The organism is Methanofollis sp. W23 (genome assembly GCF_017875325.1).
Taxonomy (GTDB): domain Archaea; phylum Halobacteriota; class Methanomicrobia; order Methanomicrobiales; family Methanofollaceae; genus Methanofollis.
Genome location: NZ_JAGGMN010000001.1, coordinates 20,266 through 36,868, shown reverse-complemented (window position 1 = coordinate 36,868; position 16,603 = coordinate 20,266). Strand labels below are relative to the sequence as shown.

At 48.6% G+C, this 16,603-nt stretch carries 18 protein-coding genes and 1 pseudogene; 15 read left to right on the top strand and 4 right to left on the bottom strand.

The window, feature by feature from the left end:
- The first annotated feature begins 5 nt into the window (after positions 1-5).
- The 5 genes from J2129_RS00180 (at position 6) to J2129_RS00160 (ending at position 2,209) form a co-directional block, all read left to right on the top strand.
- Positions 6-185 (top strand): hypothetical protein, encoded by a 180-nt coding sequence (locus J2129_RS00180; protein ID WP_209628484.1) that lies wholly within the window; start codon positions 6-8, stop codon positions 183-185.
- A gap of 98 nt (positions 186-283) precedes the next feature.
- Positions 284-454 (top strand): hypothetical protein, encoded by a 171-nt coding sequence (locus J2129_RS00175; protein ID WP_209628482.1) that lies wholly within the window; start codon positions 284-286, stop codon positions 452-454.
- 78 nt (positions 455-532) lie between these two features.
- On the top strand, positions 533-907 hold the full coding sequence (locus J2129_RS12950; RefSeq protein ID WP_348632266.1) for a HepT-like ribonuclease domain-containing protein: 375 nt from the start codon (positions 533-535) through the stop codon (positions 905-907).
- Positions 908-1,017: 110 nt separating this feature from the next.
- A complete protein-coding gene (locus tag J2129_RS00165; protein ID WP_209628480.1) occupies positions 1,018-1,800 on the top strand; it encodes a MarR family transcriptional regulator in 783 nt (260 codons plus the stop codon).
- Between the two features lie 64 nt (positions 1,801-1,864).
- Positions 1,865-2,209, top strand: coding sequence for a HEPN domain-containing protein (locus J2129_RS00160; protein WP_209628478.1), 345 nt, complete (start codon positions 1,865-1,867; stop codon positions 2,207-2,209).
- Between the two features lie 118 nt (positions 2,210-2,327).
- Here the strand turns inward: J2129_RS00160 and J2129_RS00155 are convergent, their stop codons facing one another.
- Positions 2,328-2,609, bottom strand: a complete 282-nt coding sequence (locus J2129_RS00155; RefSeq protein WP_209628476.1) for a hypothetical protein — start codon at positions 2,607-2,609, stop codon at positions 2,328-2,330.
- Between the two features lie 259 nt (positions 2,610-2,868).
- Between J2129_RS00155 and J2129_RS00150 the strand changes: the two genes are divergently transcribed.
- Positions 2,869-3,183, top strand: coding sequence for a hypothetical protein (locus J2129_RS00150; RefSeq protein ID WP_209628474.1), 315 nt, complete (start codon positions 2,869-2,871; stop codon positions 3,181-3,183).
- 503 nt (positions 3,184-3,686) lie between these two features.
- Here the strand turns inward: J2129_RS00150 and J2129_RS00145 are convergent.
- The 3 genes from J2129_RS00145 to J2129_RS13085 form a co-directional block, all read right to left on the bottom strand.
- Complete coding sequence (locus tag J2129_RS00145) at positions 3,687-4,079, bottom strand: type II toxin-antitoxin system VapC family toxin (RefSeq protein ID WP_209628472.1); 393 nt, start codon at positions 4,077-4,079, stop codon at positions 3,687-3,689.
- Positions 4,076-4,285 carry a hypothetical protein gene (locus tag J2129_RS00140; RefSeq protein WP_209628470.1) on the bottom strand — a complete coding sequence of 70 codons (210 nt, stop codon included), beginning with the start codon at positions 4,283-4,285 and terminating at the stop codon, positions 4,076-4,078. Before J2129_RS00140 ends, J2129_RS00145 begins: the two co-directional genes overlap by 4 nt.
- A 572-nt stretch (positions 4,286-4,857) precedes the next feature.
- Positions 4,858-4,992 (bottom strand): hypothetical protein, encoded by a 135-nt coding sequence (locus J2129_RS13085; RefSeq protein ID WP_281069778.1) that lies wholly within the window; start codon positions 4,990-4,992, stop codon positions 4,858-4,860.
- 501 nt (positions 4,993-5,493) lie between these two features.
- Here J2129_RS13085 and J2129_RS00135 point away from each other — a divergent pair.
- The 9 genes and pseudogenes from J2129_RS00135 to J2129_RS00095 all read left to right on the top strand — a co-directional run bounded on the left by J2129_RS00135 (position 5,494) and on the right by J2129_RS00095 (position 16,588).
- Positions 5,494-6,012 carry a hypothetical protein gene (locus J2129_RS00135; RefSeq protein WP_245320511.1) on the top strand — a complete coding sequence of 173 codons (519 nt, stop codon included), beginning with the start codon at positions 5,494-5,496 and terminating at the stop codon, positions 6,010-6,012.
- Positions 6,013-6,128: 116 nt separating this feature from the next.
- Positions 6,129-7,412 carry an AMP-binding protein gene (locus J2129_RS00130; protein ID WP_209628467.1) on the top strand — a complete coding sequence of 428 codons (1,284 nt, stop codon included), beginning with the start codon at positions 6,129-6,131 and terminating at the stop codon, positions 7,410-7,412.
- A 330-nt stretch (positions 7,413-7,742) separates the two neighbouring features.
- On the top strand, positions 7,743-9,305 hold the full coding sequence (locus J2129_RS00125) for a polysaccharide biosynthesis protein (RefSeq protein ID WP_209628465.1): 1,563 nt from the start codon (positions 7,743-7,745) through the stop codon (positions 9,303-9,305).
- A complete protein-coding gene (locus J2129_RS00120; protein WP_245320509.1) occupies positions 9,293-10,645 on the top strand; it encodes a Coenzyme F420 hydrogenase/dehydrogenase, beta subunit C-terminal domain in 1,353 nt (450 codons plus the stop codon). Before J2129_RS00125 ends, J2129_RS00120 begins: the two co-directional genes overlap by 13 nt.
- Positions 10,646-10,655: 10 nt before the next feature.
- Positions 10,656-11,909, top strand: coding sequence for a polysaccharide pyruvyl transferase family protein (locus J2129_RS00115; RefSeq protein WP_209628462.1), 1,254 nt, complete (start codon positions 10,656-10,658; stop codon positions 11,907-11,909).
- Position 11,910: 1 nt separating this feature from the next.
- The gene (locus J2129_RS00110) at positions 11,911-12,936 is read left to right on the top strand and encodes a glycosyltransferase family A protein (RefSeq protein ID WP_209628459.1); all 1,026 of its coding nucleotides are present in this window, start codon (positions 11,911-11,913) and stop codon (positions 12,934-12,936) included.
- Positions 12,937-13,499: 563 nt separating this feature from the next.
- Positions 13,500-14,219 (top strand): phosphocholine cytidylyltransferase family protein, encoded by a 720-nt coding sequence (locus J2129_RS00105; protein ID WP_209628457.1) that lies wholly within the window; start codon positions 13,500-13,502, stop codon positions 14,217-14,219.
- 429 nt (positions 14,220-14,648) lie between these two features.
- Positions 14,649-16,075 (top strand): annotated as a pseudogene (locus J2129_RS00100) (IS1634 family transposase).
- Between the two features lie 339 nt (positions 16,076-16,414).
- Positions 16,415-16,588, top strand: a complete 174-nt coding sequence (locus J2129_RS00095; protein ID WP_209628455.1) for a hypothetical protein — start codon at positions 16,415-16,417, stop codon at positions 16,586-16,588.
- Positions 16,589-16,603: the final 15 nt, after the last annotated feature.

Below are 16,603 nucleotides of genomic sequence, written 5' to 3'. Positions count from 1 at the left end.
CTCTGATGCGGCCGCCAGGCTCGTTCCTGAGAGACGGCACGGCATATCTACCCTGCCGCCAGACGAGTTATGAGAAGAAAGACCCCTCCTCTTACCAGGTGCACGAGGGGTCTGCAGTGGCAGAGGCGCCCGAGAGGCTCTGGACGGGCGAAGGGTTTGAGAAGGTCTGGTGTGTAATCCTCTAATGGTTCGGTCGCCAGGGGAGCTGCAAGAGAGGGATCAGATCTCGGTGGCTCCTTCGACAGAAGTCCCGCGGAGGCGTCGAGGTTCAGGGTTCTTGCGCATGGCAGAACGCCTCCGCGATCCATATGACCTCCAGATCTCTCAGCCCCTCCCGCTCTATGGCAGAGCGGTCTCCTGCCCTGAGGAGCGGTTTTTGTACGAGACCACCTGGGACTTCAACGCCTTCAAGCACCGCCTCGATGACTCTATCAGGGAGTCGACGATGCCATGAGGAAAACTCTGAGAAGTGCCGCCATCAGGACCACACTCCAGGAGATGACCGAGAGCATCTGCCTGATCCGACCGGGGCATGCACCAGGCTCGGGATTGTCAGGGACGGCATCTACAAGAGGATGGAATATGCCGTTCGAGGGTCTTTGACATCTGTGCGATGCTGAACACCGATCTCCGCCTCGGTGTCCCCGGCACTGACGAGGACATCGTCGACCACCTGATACGCCACGGTGTCCTCAGCAGAGCGATGCGCAAGAACCTCAAGGCGATGAAAGGGTTCAGAACCATCCATCATCCACCGCTCTGGAGCAATTCGACGACGCCCTCACGTTTGCGATCCTGCAGGAACACCTCAGAGATTTCGACCAATTCAGGCAGGAGGTCGAGTCCTTCCTGCGGGCGTCGGGATGTGGTGAGGAACTCCCTGCCTGAGGGTATGGCGGATAGATAGCCCCATAGAACCCCTCCAGGCCCTTTTCTAGACCGCCCCGGTCTTAAGCTTTGATCTCCTCTGTCTTCCCTCCCCGCCTCGGCGGGGATTTCACTCCCGGACCACCCGTGATGAAGATCGCTGAGAAGGCAAAGTCTAAGATCCCAGCGAAGGCCTTCCCAAAAGACCGCCTTCCACCATATCGTACTCATGCGTTTCTTCCCAGACCGGGAGCAGGAGGTTCCCTCTCTCCTGGGGGTGTCCGTGATCGCCATCGACGGGTATTCCTCACGCATAGTGATGAGGAGGTCGTGACACCGGCAGCCTTAAAAGATTATGTTCACAAAAATGAACATGTGTTCGGCAATACGAACACACTCTCCAGGACGTCATTTCTGGTGCTCCGATTCCTGGGCAGAAACTACCATCAAGGATTTTATGTCCGTGAAATCGCCAGGTTGCTTCATCTGGGAGTGGGAACGGCGAGTGAAATACTTGCCCGCCTTTCAGAGGCCGGTCTGCTCCACCGTGAGGAGAGGGGACGTCTTGTGCTGTACCAGGCAGCGATGAAGAACCCGCTCCTCAGGGAGATCAAGATCTGTGCCACGCTCATTGACATAAACCCGCTGGTCCTCCAGTTACAGGGAAAGGCGACACGGGCGATACTCTTCGGAAGCGCGGCAACCGGGGAAGACACCGATGAGAGTGATATCGATCTCTTCATCGAGACAAGGGATGTGCCTCGGGTGGCAGAGAGTATTGCAGCAGTTCAGGCCGGACTCGACCGGGAGATCTCAGCGATCATCCTCACGCCCGGCGAGTTCCGTTCTTTGAAGACCACAGATCGAGTTCTCTACGAGCGCATAATCGGAGGAAAAACTTTGCACGAGGAGTACGATGAAGTATCAGTTTGAGCAGTGTCTGCGACGAGGGAAGATCGTGCGCATCCCAATCGATGATGCACTGGTCGCAAAATAAGTGCAGGAAGCAGGAGAAGACCTCACTGCTGCCAGACGCTCCCTTGCGGAGGGGAACATGAAATGGGCGATCATCCAGGGGTACTATGCACAGTTTCATGCCCTTCGTGCACTGGTGTTTGCCAGAGGCTATCGAGAGAAGAGCCATGTCTGTCTCAGGCACGCCGTTGAAGCACTTTATATCGATGAAAACATTCTTCCGTCATCTGTACTCGAAGACTTCACCTTTGCGATGCGTACGCGTGAGGGCGCAGATTATGGATGTGTCTATTCTGAAGAGGATGCCCATGATGTGGTGAGATCAGCAGGGGCGGTGCTCGATCAGGTCGGGGCGATCTTCGAGTGAACGGTCCTGCGCAATGGGGCATGGGAGATGAGGACAGATCACCTACTCTAGAATCGTGGAAGAGATCTCCCCTATGATGATCCCTCCCGTGATCTGGGGCGGCGAGGTGATCAGATCCTTACGCAATGAAAATGATCGTCGTTCCCTGGAGCGCGTGGATCCCTGGCTCCCCCATTGGAACTTTGCTCCAGAGTGAGCCTCTCAGAAGATTCTTCTCCAGGCCGGGTTGACTGTCGAGGAGTTCCAGGCGCTCCTGTAATTCTTTTCTATCGAGTTGAACACTCGATCTCTCCATGAAGAGTATATTCGGCCCTATCTCCAGGCAGGGAGCGACCGGCCCCCTCTCATGAGGGATGAGAGTCCACATGGACCGGTGGCCCTGCCCCCCAAATACGTCCATATCGTCCCCGGATTCAAGGGCCCGCCTCCAGATCCAGGGCCATATCGAGCGTCGTTGCAGATCTCCTCGGAAAGACCATCTTTTCCCCTGTAGCCGGTGGAAACCACCCCTCTCCCGGCCCGGAGATGGGACGTATTATTGCAGGTAATGTATTCCTCCTCGCGCCGCGGTACGCCCCTGGAAAGGGCCAGAACAGAGCCTGGATCCTGGCCGGATTCCGGGGGATCTCCTGCCCAGAGATTCAGTGCCCCTTTTCATCATGGCAACCGATCTTTTTTCAGAGGAGAACCCTCATCTCCAGGACGCGGTCGCCGAGGGGTGCGGGTGCGACCCTGACCTCATCCTCGCCGACGTCGTGAAGATCGAGAACTCGCTCTTCAAGTCGGCATCCGTCCTCCTTGAGGAGGACAGATTCCCGGTCCTGGTCGAGACACGAGACGGCACCCTCCAGGAGATCGACTCCTTCTCGACCCTCACCTCCACCGGCACCCCACGCACGGTCTTCTACCTCTTCTGCCCTGATGCGCGAGGAGATGGACAGGCTGCGAGGAGAAGGCGGGTTCTGGATCGGTGATGAGTTGTACCAGGCGCATTCTTGTAGCGGCAGGAGAAGAGGAGGGGAGGAAGAAATAAAAAAAGGCTCTGTAGAAATCTTTTTGATGAGTCTCTGCGGCATGGGGCTTGCCACTCGAAGATCAGAGATCTTCCCAGGGCGGCATTCGCCCCCGGTGAGAAGTTATACGAAGGCGAGGGGGACGCACATGCTCCCCACGACAGATGAGGGTTTCTACAGAGCCTTGAAATCAAAAAACCCATATTCCGGCTCTGTAGAAATCCTCAGGACAGGTATCTTTGACAGGGGGCGTGCCGCCCCCCGGACCCCGCGCGCGATTAGTGGCAGACGGCATTACGCTCTTCATGACGATTGAGTGTGCCTTCCCGGCCCTATCTTCATCCCGGGAGTCCGGTGCATTCGATGTGGGAAGGCGCTTGAATCGCGCTCACACCAAGAATTGGTACGGGTTTCTACAGGGCCCATATTCCACTGTTTTATAGATTTTTCACTCCAGCCCCAGGTCATTCTTCTTTGTTGAACGGGTTCACTATCTCAAGTGTACATATCCTGGAAAAGTCATCCTCATTCCGGGTGACAAGTGCACAGTCATGAACCACTGCAGTGGCCGCAATAACAGCATCAGCAAGTCTCATCCCATATGTTTGACGCAAATGGATAGAAGTGTCCGCAATTCTTTCTGTCAGAGGGTATACCTCTGCAGATCGGATGAACTCTTCAGCCACCTCGTAGCCTGCCGGGGTGTGTTTTTTCCATCCAAGAAACTCAATCTTTGTGATGATCGAGATGCGAAACGAAGAGGTCAACATATCCTCAACCTCATCCAGGCTCTCAGATGGTATGGCATCTGCAAGATAATAGATAAGAATATTGGTATCGAGGAGGAAACGTCTCATAGTCGGTCCCATTCATCACGCATCTTTCGAAGTTCATCTTTCAGATCGACCTTGAGGGATCGATATATTCCTCGATATTTTTCTGGTTCCCTGATCCCGCACTCTTTTTCTACAGATTTTTCAATACCCAGCGAGTACCAGAGATCGATAGGTACAATCACTCCAGTCCTTCGTCCCTCTGCATCATAGATATACTGCACCCGCATGCCTGGTTCCTCCTCAATTATAGGGCAATAGTTCTTCCATGCTGATTATCATATCCCATGGTGAATCAGAAGAGGAGCCAGATCGTACTATCTTCCATTGAACGCAGATCCCAGATACACTCAAAGTCGATGATATCAAGGATACCGTGACCTTGGGATATCGTTCAGGGAGATGCTGGACATAGACTTGCCGCAATTATGTATAGGGAGCCGCATGTCCAAGAAGAGTCAGATGAGATTGAAATCTGATCAAGAGAAGAACTGGCCGGGGAGGTGTACAATTGTACAGAGAGATGCCTTCTAGATTAAACAGATCTCAGAGAAGGCAGGGAATAAAGACCAGGCTTTGTGACCTCTTTGGTCCAGGAGAGCGGGAGGAGAATGGATCAACGATCTTCATGACTCTTCCCTTAAGACGGCTGAATCCTCTCTGACGAGGGGCGGCAAGCCCCCGGCCAAAGAGGGGGGAAGGTGGGCGAGTCACGCGTGCACTGGAAGAGATGATGGTTTCTACACAGCCGATATTAATTCTTTTTATCGGCATCCGAGATAGTATTCGTTCGATGAGCGATTCAGATAATAATCCTGCCATCACGAGGATCATCTGCGCCAGTCCACCTGTCCTTCATCCTCCTCTCCTCACCACTGAGACCGACGTGAGCAATCGCCGACGCCGAAACACCGCAGACAAAAACCGCAACCCTCATCCTCTCCCGCGCCCAGATCCTACCGACCCTCCATGAAGACCCTCATCCTCTCCCGCGCCCAGATCCTACCGACCCTCCATGAAGACCCTCATCCTTGCCGGCGGTTTGGGCATGCGACCCGTCCTCCCTCTTCAAGAAGACATCTACTCACTCCTGCACTTTTTACCCCCTGAATTTCTTGAATGAATCCCCTTCCCCTGAGAAAAATCCAAATCTTTATCGAAACCCGCATGAAAAAGACTCCGCATCTAATCAGGAGCAAGATCGTTCGCACAAAATCTTCATTGAGAGAAAGAGTCCGTCACCGCCGCCCTCGACCCAGGTATGATCGTCCAGGATGCATAGAGACACAGATGACCTTGAGGGGTGGTCCTTAGGTTGTACTCACGTACTTCTTGTAATAGAAGACATGAATCGATACACATTCAATAACAAAGACTCAACATATCCCCCAAGTTTACTGATCGAGAATTTTAACCTTCTTTCATTTGAGGACTGACCGTGCAGACCAATACCCAGACCAATCGACGATTCGCCGCCCAACTCCCCAAAAACCTCGCGGCAAACATTGCCTACTTCCTGGCAAATGTCGTCATCGGGGTGCTGCTGGTCCCGTACTTCATCAATACCCTCGGGGTCGCCGCCTACGGGCTCATCCCGCTTGCGACCTCAGTCACCGGCTATGTGGCGATCGTCGTCCAGTCCCTCAACACCGCGGTCTCCAGGTTTCTCACCGTCGACCTCCAGCGAGAGGACTATGAAGCCGCGAACAAAACCTTCAACACCGCTCTCCTCGGACTCACCGCCGTTATCCTCCTGATGGTCCCAATCGTCCTCGCGGTCGCATACTTTGCCCCATCGATCTTCCATGTCCCTACAGGGCAGGAGACCGGTGCGATCCTCCTTTTCCTTGGGGTCTCGGCTGCCTTCCTGATCCGCTCATGGAGTGGGAACTTCACGGTCCAGCTCTTCGCCTACAACCGCCTCGACCTTGGCCCTGTCAGCGATCTATCGCGATAACGGAGGAACTCGATCTGATCATTTCACTATCCCAGGTAGAGAATGCGAGATGCAGTGGCGCAAACATTTATTGGTAGATAAAATCATATTTTGGCGATAACATATAGTGATGATGCATGGGAATTAATTTAATTAACCATTTTAGATCTCAAATCTTAGTAAATAGTCTTCAGAAAAATACATGGTTAAGCACTCAACAATTACAATTATTACAGGAAAAGAAACTACGCAAGATTCTGCACCATGCCTATCACAACGTTCCCTATTACAATAAATTATTTCATTCTGCAAAGATTCTCCCCACTGATATCAAATGCGTTGATGATCTGAGAAAATTACCTATAACAACAAAAACGACGTTAAGATCATTAAGTACGTCTGCCCATGCAAAAAATTATGATATAAATAAGTGCAGTCATCATAAAACAAGTGGTTCAACAGGAATGCCACTAGAAATAATTTATGATAATTATGCCGCTGCATATGCATCTGCAAGTTATGAGATGGCAAGGAGAGAGAATGGATATAACCCTCATAGAGATGTATTCCTCAATTTTTCAGGCCAGAGCAACCGCCCCTCATGGCTGCAGAAGTTAGGACTGAATAAAAGGTATTCACTAAATGTATGCCAACCATTGGTTAATCAGATAAATGTGATGAGAACAGTCAACCCTACCGTTCTATGGGGTTATCCATCTGCAATGCAAATAATAGCTCAACAGATCGAACAAAATGGTATTGAAAGTGCGGTTAGACTTGTCTTTACCGCATCTGAGATAAACCCTCCAGATGTGAAGAGATATATATCATCTGTATTTAACGCTGATGTTATTGATGTGTATGGCTCTTGGGAAACAGGATGTATTGCGTGGGAATGTAGTAACCACGAGGGATATCACATATCAATGGATAATGTTGTTATTGAGTTCATAGATCGTAATGGTGATCCTGTTGCTCCCGGCGAGAGGGGCAAAGTGGTTGTTACTAATCTTAATTCGAGTGCAATGCCCTTTATTCGATATGAACTAGGAGATATCGCAGTTCCTACAAACGATGAGTGTTCATGTGGTCGTGGAGGGTTTTTGATGAAACATGTTGAAGGCAGATATGATGATTTTATCAAAACCCCATCCGGAGATAAAATATCACCTAGAATATTTACATTGACTTTCCGCACCATACCCGATATTTCTAAATTCCAAATTATCCAAGAAAGATTGGATTTGATACATGTGTTTATTGAACCGTTTGCCAATGCTGACAGATCTCAGATACAATCGAAAGTAACTAACAAACTGCACCAAGTTTTTGGAAGCGATATGAATATTGAGGTTACTTTTGTGGAGACCATAAGTAGAGCAAACAGTGGGAAGCTTAGATCTATAATTTCAAAAGTTTAATAGGGCTTAAAAATCGCATATAAACCCAAATAATAGCCATATAAGATATTGGGAGGGATATCATCAGATATGGACGAGATTATCCCAAACGCTTAGAGATTCTGGAATCATCAGAGAAATTGGAGTGGCTAAGTATGAGATTTCTACCATCTCGATTACTAACTGGACCAGACTCTTGAATTCGATTTTATTTCTGCAGATATATCAGCATTCAGGGGGGATCTGGAGGCGTCTTAAGACACTATGTTTATCAAAAGACAGTACAGAAAACTAAAATGGTACCGAATGTAAAACTCTCAATACACCTCAGTCATCCCATAGGAACACAACATGAGCACAACCCCCCTTGATATCAAATTCACGCAGAGACTCCCGAAGAATTTCATATCAAATATCATCTACTTTGTTCTAAATATTGCCATTGGCCTGATGCTGGTCCCCTTTTTCTTGGACACACTGGGAACAGCAGCATATGGTCTGATACCCTTAGCCACCTCAATTACAAGTTACATCACTCTGGTCATTGACTCACTAAACACGTCAATTTCCCGTTTTCTGACGATTGATCTCCAGCGTGCAGATTTAAAGCGTGCAAATGAGACATTCAACACAGCATTGTTTGGCACACTGGGTGTCATCCTACTTCTGATACCCTTTGCTCTCGCAGCAGCATGGTATGCTCCAGTATTTTTCAATATAGGCAACCAGTCAGCAATAGATGTATTCCTGCTCTTTGCTCTTATATTTGGCTCGGTGCTCATTCGTGCATGGAGCAGCAACTTCATGGTAATCCTGTTTGCATATAACAGGCTGGACCTGCGGAATTATGTGAATTGCACCAATCTCTTCACACAACTTGTGCTGGTTTTAACCTTATTCTTGTGCCTAGGTCCGTCGCTGGTAATGGTTGGCCTCTCCTATGCAGGATCTGCTGTTGTAACATTTGCAATGGCATTCATTCTTTCAAAATGGACATGCCCCTATCTGAAGATCTCACCAGCATCATTTGTACGATCACGACTCAGGGAAATCGGAGGAATGTCAGCGTGGGTCTTAATCAACAGTATTGGTTTACTTCTCAATACCCAGATCGCTCTGATCATAGTAAATAAATTATTTGGGGAGGTGGCAGGCACTGAATATTCTCTTGCTGCGATATGGAGTACGCTCCTGATAAGCATTGCAGCCTTAGTCACAAATTTGTTCACACCGATGACATATTCATATTATGCCAAACGGGATCGAGAAGGATTGATTCACTTTACATCGACGACGATTAAGACTGTAGGGCTTTTTATGGCATTACCGATTGCATTAGTCTGCATATTCTCATCTCAACTCCTAACAATCTGGGTCGGTGTAGAATTTGCACATCTTGCTCCACTCATCTGGATTTGTGTTGCACCAGTCATTCTGCAGATAATGGTCTCCTGCATATCTCCAATTACAGTAGCCTATAATCGTGTTCGAAGTTTAGTAATCCTGACACTACCTATGGGTTTTCTAAATATCATATTGGCACTACTTCTCCCCCATATCTTTGATATCGGCATGTATGGTGTCGCCCTGGCAGGACTCATCACCCTCCTTCTCCGATACGGAGTGATTAATCCACTCTTTATTGCCTCAGTCATACAAATTCCCATATTCACCTACCTGAAAAAGATGTTGTATGGAGTTGGAGGAGTACTTGTCTTGTCCGTGGCTGGGATTGCAACATTATCGGTCTTCACCATTTCTACGCTTCCAACTCTCATCCTGGCAGGATGTGGGATTACGGTAGCGTATCTGCTGTTTATACTGAATATCGTTCTTCATCCAGAGGAGAGAGAGATGATCCGCTCATGCCTCCCTAGAGTATGCCAAAGAAGGATTCCGTCATGGCTACTGTGATTGAGATCGTTGTACAAAACAACCTCTGCATCGGGTGCGGCCTCTGTGCCGCTCTCTGCCCGCAGCATGTCCTCTCAATGCAGTGGAATCGGTACGGTGAGCTTAACCCGGTCGAGATCACGCCCTGCACCACAGAGTGCGGGCTCTGCCTGAAGATCTGTCCCTTCGCCGACCACGAAGAGAACGAAGACACGATCGGAAGAGAACTCTATGGCAATGTGCCAGGCATCCAGCACCGCTCAGAGACCGGCTATTATCTTGCCACCTATGTCGGTTACTCTGAGAGGCACCGCCAGACCTCAGCCTCAGGCGGTATGGCCACCTGGCTCCTGGAAGCACTGCTCACCCAGGATGTCGTCGACCATGTCATCTGCGTCGCCCCTACCGGCGACCCGGAGAAACTCTTTGCCTTCCGCGTCTTCGACACCTCTGAGGATGTCCGCACCGGCGCTGGTTCGGCCTACTACCCGGTGGAGATGTCGGAGGTGATCAGGCATGTCCTCGACGTGCCGGGGCGCTACGCTATCACCGGCCTCCCCTGCTTCCTCAAGGCGGTCCGGCTTGCTCAGAGACGGAACAGAAAACTCAGGGAGCGGATCGTCGTCACCGTGGGTCTCACCTGCGGGCAGTTGAAGAGCACGCACTTCACCGACTATGTCGCTGCCCTTGCAGGGGTACAGGGAGAGGTGACAGCGGTGCGCTATCGTGGGAAGAGTCCGGACCACCCGGCGAGTAATTACCACTATGCTTTCACGACCGCAGGCGGCGGGGAGCGCAAAATCTTCTGGAACGAGGGGATCGCTGAGGCCTGGACGAACCGGTGGTTTACGCCAAACGCTTGTAACTACTGCGACGATGTCTTTGCCGAGTGTGCGGACGTGACGTGCATGGACGCGTGGTTGCCTGAATACTCAAAGGATAGTCGGGGGACGAGCCTTGTGCTGGTGCGGTCGCCGGCGGTGCGGGAGGTGCTTGAGCGAGGACAGGGGATCTGTCTTGATCCTATTGCTGTTGAACAGGTGGTGCAGAGTCAGGTCGGGGTTGTGGCGATAAAGAGAGAGCAGTTGGCATACAGGCTGTATCTTGATCATGGAGCGAAGATGCCGAAGAAACGGGTGGCAGCGGAGAGGTCGAAGAATCCCTTCCTGCGGCAGGAAGTTGACCTGAAGGAGAGTATGAGGGCTTTGAGCCGCAAACTCTGGAAGGCCGAGGAGCGGGATGGTGAGCGCCTCCGGGAGGTAATGGGGCCGGATCTGAGACGACTGGCAGTCGGGAAGCGAATATCAAAGATTATTACGTTCCCGATACGAACTCTACGATATATTCAGAGAAAAGCATAGGGCTATGAACATGGATGAAGAGAGACCGTTATTTATTCTGGCCGGGAACGGCCCGTACGCAAACCGGGGGTGCGAGGCGATCGTGCGGGGGACGACAAAGATTCTCCGAGAATACTTCAGGGATCCCCGTTTCCTCTGCCTCAGCCACTTCCAGAGTGAGGATCAATTCAGGAGACAGTGCCAGGAGGAGCCCGACCCTGCCATCACCCATCTCTGTTCATACCGGATGAATAAGAGAAAGGCTCTCCTGAATGTCTGGAGACCTGAAACATGGTTATATGTGTACCGACATCTCTTCGATCAGAGAGCGCTCAGATATCAGATATACCACGAGATGCTCCCGCACTTAGATGACGCGGCTGCAGTTCTCTCAGTCGGCGGGGACAACTACTCCCTTGACTATGGTGTACCCTCGCTCTTCACCGGCCTTGACGAGATCGTTCTTGAGAAGAAAAAACCTCTGGCTATCTGGGGCGCCTCGGTCGGCCCATTCGATACGATGCCAGAGTATGAACGATATATGAGCCACCACCTCCGGAAAGTCACCGGGATCTTTGCCAGAGAATCAGCCACGACTGACTACCTCAAAGGCATTGGGGTAACTGAGAACGTCTACCCTGTCGCGGACCCTGCGTTCCTCATGGACCCGGTCAAACCAGAGGGGATCGAGGACGTGCTCCCCGTCGACGAGGAGGCGATCGGTCTCAACCTAAGCCCCCTGATGGCGAAGTATGTCACCGGTGGCGATCTCAAAGCATGGACCGGCATGGCGGCATCGATCATTGAAGGTGTGGCAAATAAGACCGGGATGCCGATCTACCTCATCCCCCATGTGACCACCCCGACCTCAAATGACCACACATTTATGCAAAACGCGCTCTCCCTCATCAAAAATCAAAACAATACCATAACCCTACTTTCTCCGGAGTACAACGCCGCAGAGACGAAGTGGATCATCAGCCAGATGGATCTCTTTGCAGGGGCACGGACGCACTCGACGATCGCCGCCCTCTCGTCCTGCGTCCCGACCCTGAGCTTCGCCTACAGCATCAAGGCCCAGGGGATCAACCAGGACATCTTCGGGCATACTGACTACTGTATGGACCCGGCAGATCTGAACCCTGAAGTGGTTGCCGAACGGATCACCTCCATGCTCGATGAACGCACCGCAATCAGGAACGATCTGACAGAGCGGATCCCGGGGGTTCAGAGGTCTGCATTGAATGCCGGAATAGAACTGAAGAACCTTCTCGGAGAAAATTGAAATGACAGACATACCAGCAGTCTCAGTCGTCATCCCCCTCTACAACAAAGGCCCCTATATCGCCCGCGCCCTGAACTCTGTCCTCGCCCAGACCTTCCAGGACTTCGAGGTGATCGTGGTGGACGACGGCTCCACCGATGAGGGGGCAGAGGTCGTCAGGGGGTTTGATGATCCAAGGATCCAGTTGATCCAGCAGGAGAACCGGGGGGTATCGGCCGCGAGGAATCGGGGGATTGAGGCGGTCCGAGCGGAGTTGGTCGCGTTTCTAGATGCAGATGATGAGTGGTCAACGGAACACCTCAGGACATTGTTGAGATTACGAGATAGTTACCCTGAAGCGGGGGCATATGGGACAGCATACCTTGTAAAAGAGAAGGATTCAAAAGTCCATGTCGCATCATTTAGTGATGATATACCCCAAGAACCATGGGAGGGTCTGCTCCCCAGTTATTTTAAAGCTGCCACCTTCGGGGATCCACCGATATCAGCATCAACAGTTGCCATCCCCATATATATCCTAAAAGAGATGGACGGATTCAGCACAGAGGAGTGGATGGGTGAAGATGTTGACCTCTGGGGGCGAATAGCTCTGAAATATCCCATCACTTTCAGTTGGAATAGCAAAGGAATCTATCATACCGAAGCCTCAAACAGAGCATGTAATAGAGTTGAACCTCTTGGAGAAGCTGTTTTCGTTCGCATAGCCAAAAAGGCGATAGATGCAGGAAAAGTATCGCCCGCGATGCTGGAAGACCTTCGAGAATACATCGCTCTAAGACAGATTAGAAGAGCTTGGGGGAATATCCACGCAAAAAGACCAGACATTGCACGAAATCTATTAAATAACTGTGTTACAAGGAAATTTATTAGAAAGAAATATTGGGCCATTTTTTGGGCATGTATGCCGTCCAACGTTTATAAATCCTTAAGAAGTACAAAGAAGATTTTCACAGAAACCATGCATAAAGCACAAAAGAATTGCTTGAATATATTCAAGGACCGGAGAACATACAAAAAAACTGAATGAAGTCATATCAAGAGCACGCCCTAAATCGCCCACCGCTCATATGGTTGTTCCTGCCACATGATCGAGTAAACCATAGTTGCGATAAAATGATCCCCAAATATCTCGTCCCGTCCACCAAAGACTTGTTTGACAGGTTCTGTTGAAACGCACATGAAGGGGCTTTCAAGCCAGCACCATGAATGATCCTGACGATTACTCTCCGGATTTGCATGAGAATTTGAACCAGCCTTATATCGTTGAAGATGGTATGCAGATGATAGATGCGCCTTCAGCATGATCGGCGTTCTGCCTTCCCCACCCTATCTTCATCCCGGGGATCCAGGGGCAGCGCCCCCGGCCGATGGTGTGGGAAGGCGTGATGATCAATCAGGTGTGCCGCCCCCAATCGTAGAATCTTTCTTGGAATCTCGCGCTGGAGGTTGCACCCCCGGACCCCCCCGCGGTGAGGAGAGGTGAGGTGCGGCAGGTGAGTGGTGTTCCCCCGATGGTGTCCTGCTCTGTTTCCACAGGTCTTCAATAGTAACATTCTTAATAGTAATATTACAAATATAATTTGTGGTTATATGAAAACTGTAATTCTTGCTGCTGGAATAGGACAGAGATTACTTCCATTAACTGAAAAAACTCCGAAGACTTTGCTCAGTGTAGGTGAATATCCAATATTGCACTATCAATTGAAAGCGTTAGATAGCCACATCAATAGAAATGATATATTTATTATTACAGGACATGGGAGCGATTATATTAAAGAATTTGCGACAGGCTGCAATATTGTATACAACGAAGAGTATAACTCATGCAACAATATTTATTCGCTGTTTTTGGTGAAAGAAATTCTTGATGAAGAATCATTTATTCTCCTCAACTCAGATGTTTTATTTGACAAAGCATTGTTAGATAAATTAATCTATACAAGGTTTGAAAACTCCCTAATTATTGATGATTATAAAAACCTCGGCGAAGAGGAAATGAAGGTCAAACTCAATAAAAGAAAATTAACAGATATTAATAAAACCATGGATCCAAAATCATCTTCTGGAGAATATATTGGATTGGCAAAGTTTTCAAAAAATGGTGCAGATAAACTGTTCAAAAAAGTTGAAAATATTATTGAAGATGGAAAAGTAAATGAATGGTATGAAAGAGCAATAAAAGAAATCTGTAATGAAATGGATATATATGGAATTAGTACTGATGGTTTACCTTGGATAGAGATTGATAACCATCAAGATCTTCAAAAGGCACACGATGTGCTTAATCAGATAAAATACAATAAAATATGAATCTTTGGCTCTGTTGAATCGGGCATGAACCCCGGGCTCAAGCATACAGGATGAAAAACTCGAAATATGATCTGGTTTCTTTGGCGGTTCATGGGGAGAGAAAGCTGTCGAGTTTGTGGGATCTGAATCCTGTTGTAGTATCTAGCTTTATGTCCATTTAAAAAGCATACGTGCGTCTTTGAACGCGAATGGTAAATTGCCTTTGAGGGACATTTCTCTCCCCTAGGAGAGGCCCATGTCACTTCAACGAAGTAAAGTTTGTGGGATCGATGTCCACAAGACCTTCTTTGTTGCTGCTGTTCTCTCGAACTCTGGAGAGTTCTGGATCAAACGTTTTCCAGATGATCGCCCCGGTCTTCTTACATTATACCTAACTTTGCCAGTCGAAAAAAACTAAGTGTGTTCTTAGTAATGCTTGAATCGACCAAAATGCAAACAGAACTAAGAACTATTCAGATTGAGCCCAATGAAAATATATCTTTTCCCATTGGAACCCTCTTTGCCGTTACCCGACTTTATGAGATTCTCAATTTCACCGAGATTTTCGGGAAACACAAAAAAATGAGATAGATCTCAACAAACTCCTCAAAGCTCTTGTTAGCTATAAACTGACTGATAACTTCAGCATAAAACGGTCTCACGAATGGATCAACCGTCCTGAAGTTCTTGCTGAATTTGATCTCCCCCCATTCAGCGAAAGAACACTGTATCGTGTCCTTGAAATCCTTGGTGCTAACCGGGATGAAATCATCTCTGACATCCAGGACGTCCTTTTTGAGCGATATAATTTTGAGCATACCAACATCAACATGGACTGGACCAGCATCGTTCTTCATGGCACTGAGGCTCATCTTGGAAAATATGGCTACAGCCGTGATCATCGGCCGGACAAAAAACAGATTACGGTCGGTGTCACCGAACTTGCCGATCCCATCAATATCCCGATTGGGATGACGATCGAACCCGGCAATCTCAATGATCAGAGCCACTTCAAGAAGACCCATCGACAATCAAGCGGCAGACTCAGAGAGAGATCTCTGGTCATATTCGACAAAGGAGCGAATAGTGTCGCCAATACCCGGATGATTCGGGCAGATAATCTGCAGTACATTACCGGAAAGAAACTCAACAAGAGTGATGACAAGATCATTGCTGAATTTGAAACGTATGGCCCTCATGTTATTGATGCGGAATCAGGAATTCGTGGGATAAAAATTGAGAAACCAAACAGTACCAATTATCTCTACTTCTCAGAAAAGTTACAGAAAGAACAGTTGGAATCCAGAGCCAGAAAAATTGTGTGACAGATAAAAGAAGCGAAAACCATTCAGGAAAGTATTGAGAAGAATAAGAGTCTCCCAAAGCGATTTCGGATTAACAACTTTCTTGTTGATGTGGACTACTCCATTCAGACCAAACTGGTTGAACTCTCGGAAAATGATGCCATCAAACTCCTTGAAGAGAAGTTCATCATCGGCAGAGAGGGGTTTTTCTGCCTGAAATCAAGTAAGAATTTGACACTTACTGAAGCCCTTCTCACATACCGAAAAAAGGATTCAATCGAGAAGATCTTCAACTCGTTGAAGAATGAGATAGAGATCAAACCATTGCGGGTATGGACAGATAACAGCATTTACGGTGCGTTAATCATAGGGTTTATTGCGCAGTTATTTGTCTCAATGATCAGATTTGAGATCCCGGAACTGAAGCATACGTCAACAAAATTCATCAAAAAGGCGCTATTGAATTTGACAGTTACCATAGATTCGTGGAAGAGAAAGACAAAAAGGTTCATTCACTCGAATTTTGATGCCATCAACACGATGATTTTGTATCATAAGTGGGCGATTTCATGAAATTTTGAGGGGAAATTCTTCAACTGTCAAATACAGTATCCAAGTGAAATTCTGGAAAATGTAGATCACAAGAGTGGATGAGCTCATTGGGTGTTTGAACCCAAAGTGGCAAACTTAGGATGATAGTAACCGTTGAATTGCCCTCGAAGGCTGAACTGCGACTTTGATCGCGTATGGAAAAAAGACCGCCACAGACATTCATCTATCCCATCATTTTCAGAAGAAACTGGATATGACCGCGCCGTACCAAGTTGCTGCTGGCCAGGATGTACCAATCTGCGAACCATACTGTAAACTGTTCGATCACAAAACGGGGTTCAACAACATGCCAGATGGATCATGAACCAGGTCGCTCATGCTGCAACACGAGCACAAAAAAATGTTCTTCGAGAATGGTATGAAGCAAAGAAGCACGTGATTGGAGCAAGCAAAGCGATCATCGCTCTGGCGAGAAAGATAATCACCATCATCTGGCACCTGATCGTCAATGATGAAGAATACGTCGATAGGTAAACTCAACCAGAAGAA

What these genes read in the sequence shown, in the direction of transcription:
- J2129_RS00125 (WP_209628465.1), top strand. Translation starts at nt 7,743, where the DNA reads ATGAGCACAACCCCCCTTGATATCAAATTCACGCAGAGACTCCCGAAG.
- J2129_RS00105 (WP_209628457.1), top strand. Translation starts at nt 13,500, where the DNA reads ATGAAAACTGTAATTCTTGCTGCTGGAATAGGACAGAGATTACTTCCA.
- J2129_RS00140 (WP_209628470.1), bottom strand. Translation starts at nt 4,285, where the DNA reads ATGCGGGTGCAGTATATCTATGATGCAGAGGGACGAAGGACTGGAGTG.
- J2129_RS00165 (WP_209628480.1), top strand. Translation starts at nt 1,018, where the DNA reads ATGAAGATCGCTGAGAAGGCAAAGTCTAAGATCCCAGCGAAGGCCTTC.
- J2129_RS00155 (WP_209628476.1), bottom strand. Translation starts at nt 2,609, where the DNA reads ATGGACGTATTTGGGGGGCAGGGCCACCGGTCCATGTGGACTCTCATC.
- J2129_RS00095 (WP_209628455.1), top strand. Translation starts at nt 16,415, where the DNA reads ATGAACCAGGTCGCTCATGCTGCAACACGAGCACAAAAAAATGTTCTT.
- J2129_RS00115 (WP_209628462.1), top strand. Translation starts at nt 10,656, where the DNA reads ATGGATGAAGAGAGACCGTTATTTATTCTGGCCGGGAACGGCCCGTAC.
- J2129_RS00130 (WP_209628467.1), top strand. Translation starts at nt 6,129, where the DNA reads ATGGGAATTAATTTAATTAACCATTTTAGATCTCAAATCTTAGTAAAT.
- J2129_RS00110 (WP_209628459.1), top strand. Translation starts at nt 11,911, where the DNA reads ATGACAGACATACCAGCAGTCTCAGTCGTCATCCCCCTCTACAACAAA.
- J2129_RS00180 (WP_209628484.1), top strand. Translation starts at nt 6, where the DNA reads ATGCGGCCGCCAGGCTCGTTCCTGAGAGACGGCACGGCATATCTACCC.
- J2129_RS00120 (WP_245320509.1), top strand. Translation starts at nt 9,293, where the DNA reads ATGGCTACTGTGATTGAGATCGTTGTACAAAACAACCTCTGCATCGGG.
- J2129_RS12950 (WP_348632266.1), top strand. Translation starts at nt 533, where the DNA reads ATGCACCAGGCTCGGGATTGTCAGGGACGGCATCTACAAGAGGATGGA.
- J2129_RS00150 (WP_209628474.1), top strand. Translation starts at nt 2,869, where the DNA reads ATGGCAACCGATCTTTTTTCAGAGGAGAACCCTCATCTCCAGGACGCG.
- J2129_RS00145 (WP_209628472.1), bottom strand. Translation starts at nt 4,079, where the DNA reads ATGAGACGTTTCCTCCTCGATACCAATATTCTTATCTATTATCTTGCA.
- J2129_RS13085 (WP_281069778.1), bottom strand. Translation starts at nt 4,992, where the DNA reads ATGAGGGTTGCGGTTTTTGTCTGCGGTGTTTCGGCGTCGGCGATTGCT.
- J2129_RS00175 (WP_209628482.1), top strand. Translation starts at nt 284, where the DNA reads ATGGCAGAACGCCTCCGCGATCCATATGACCTCCAGATCTCTCAGCCC.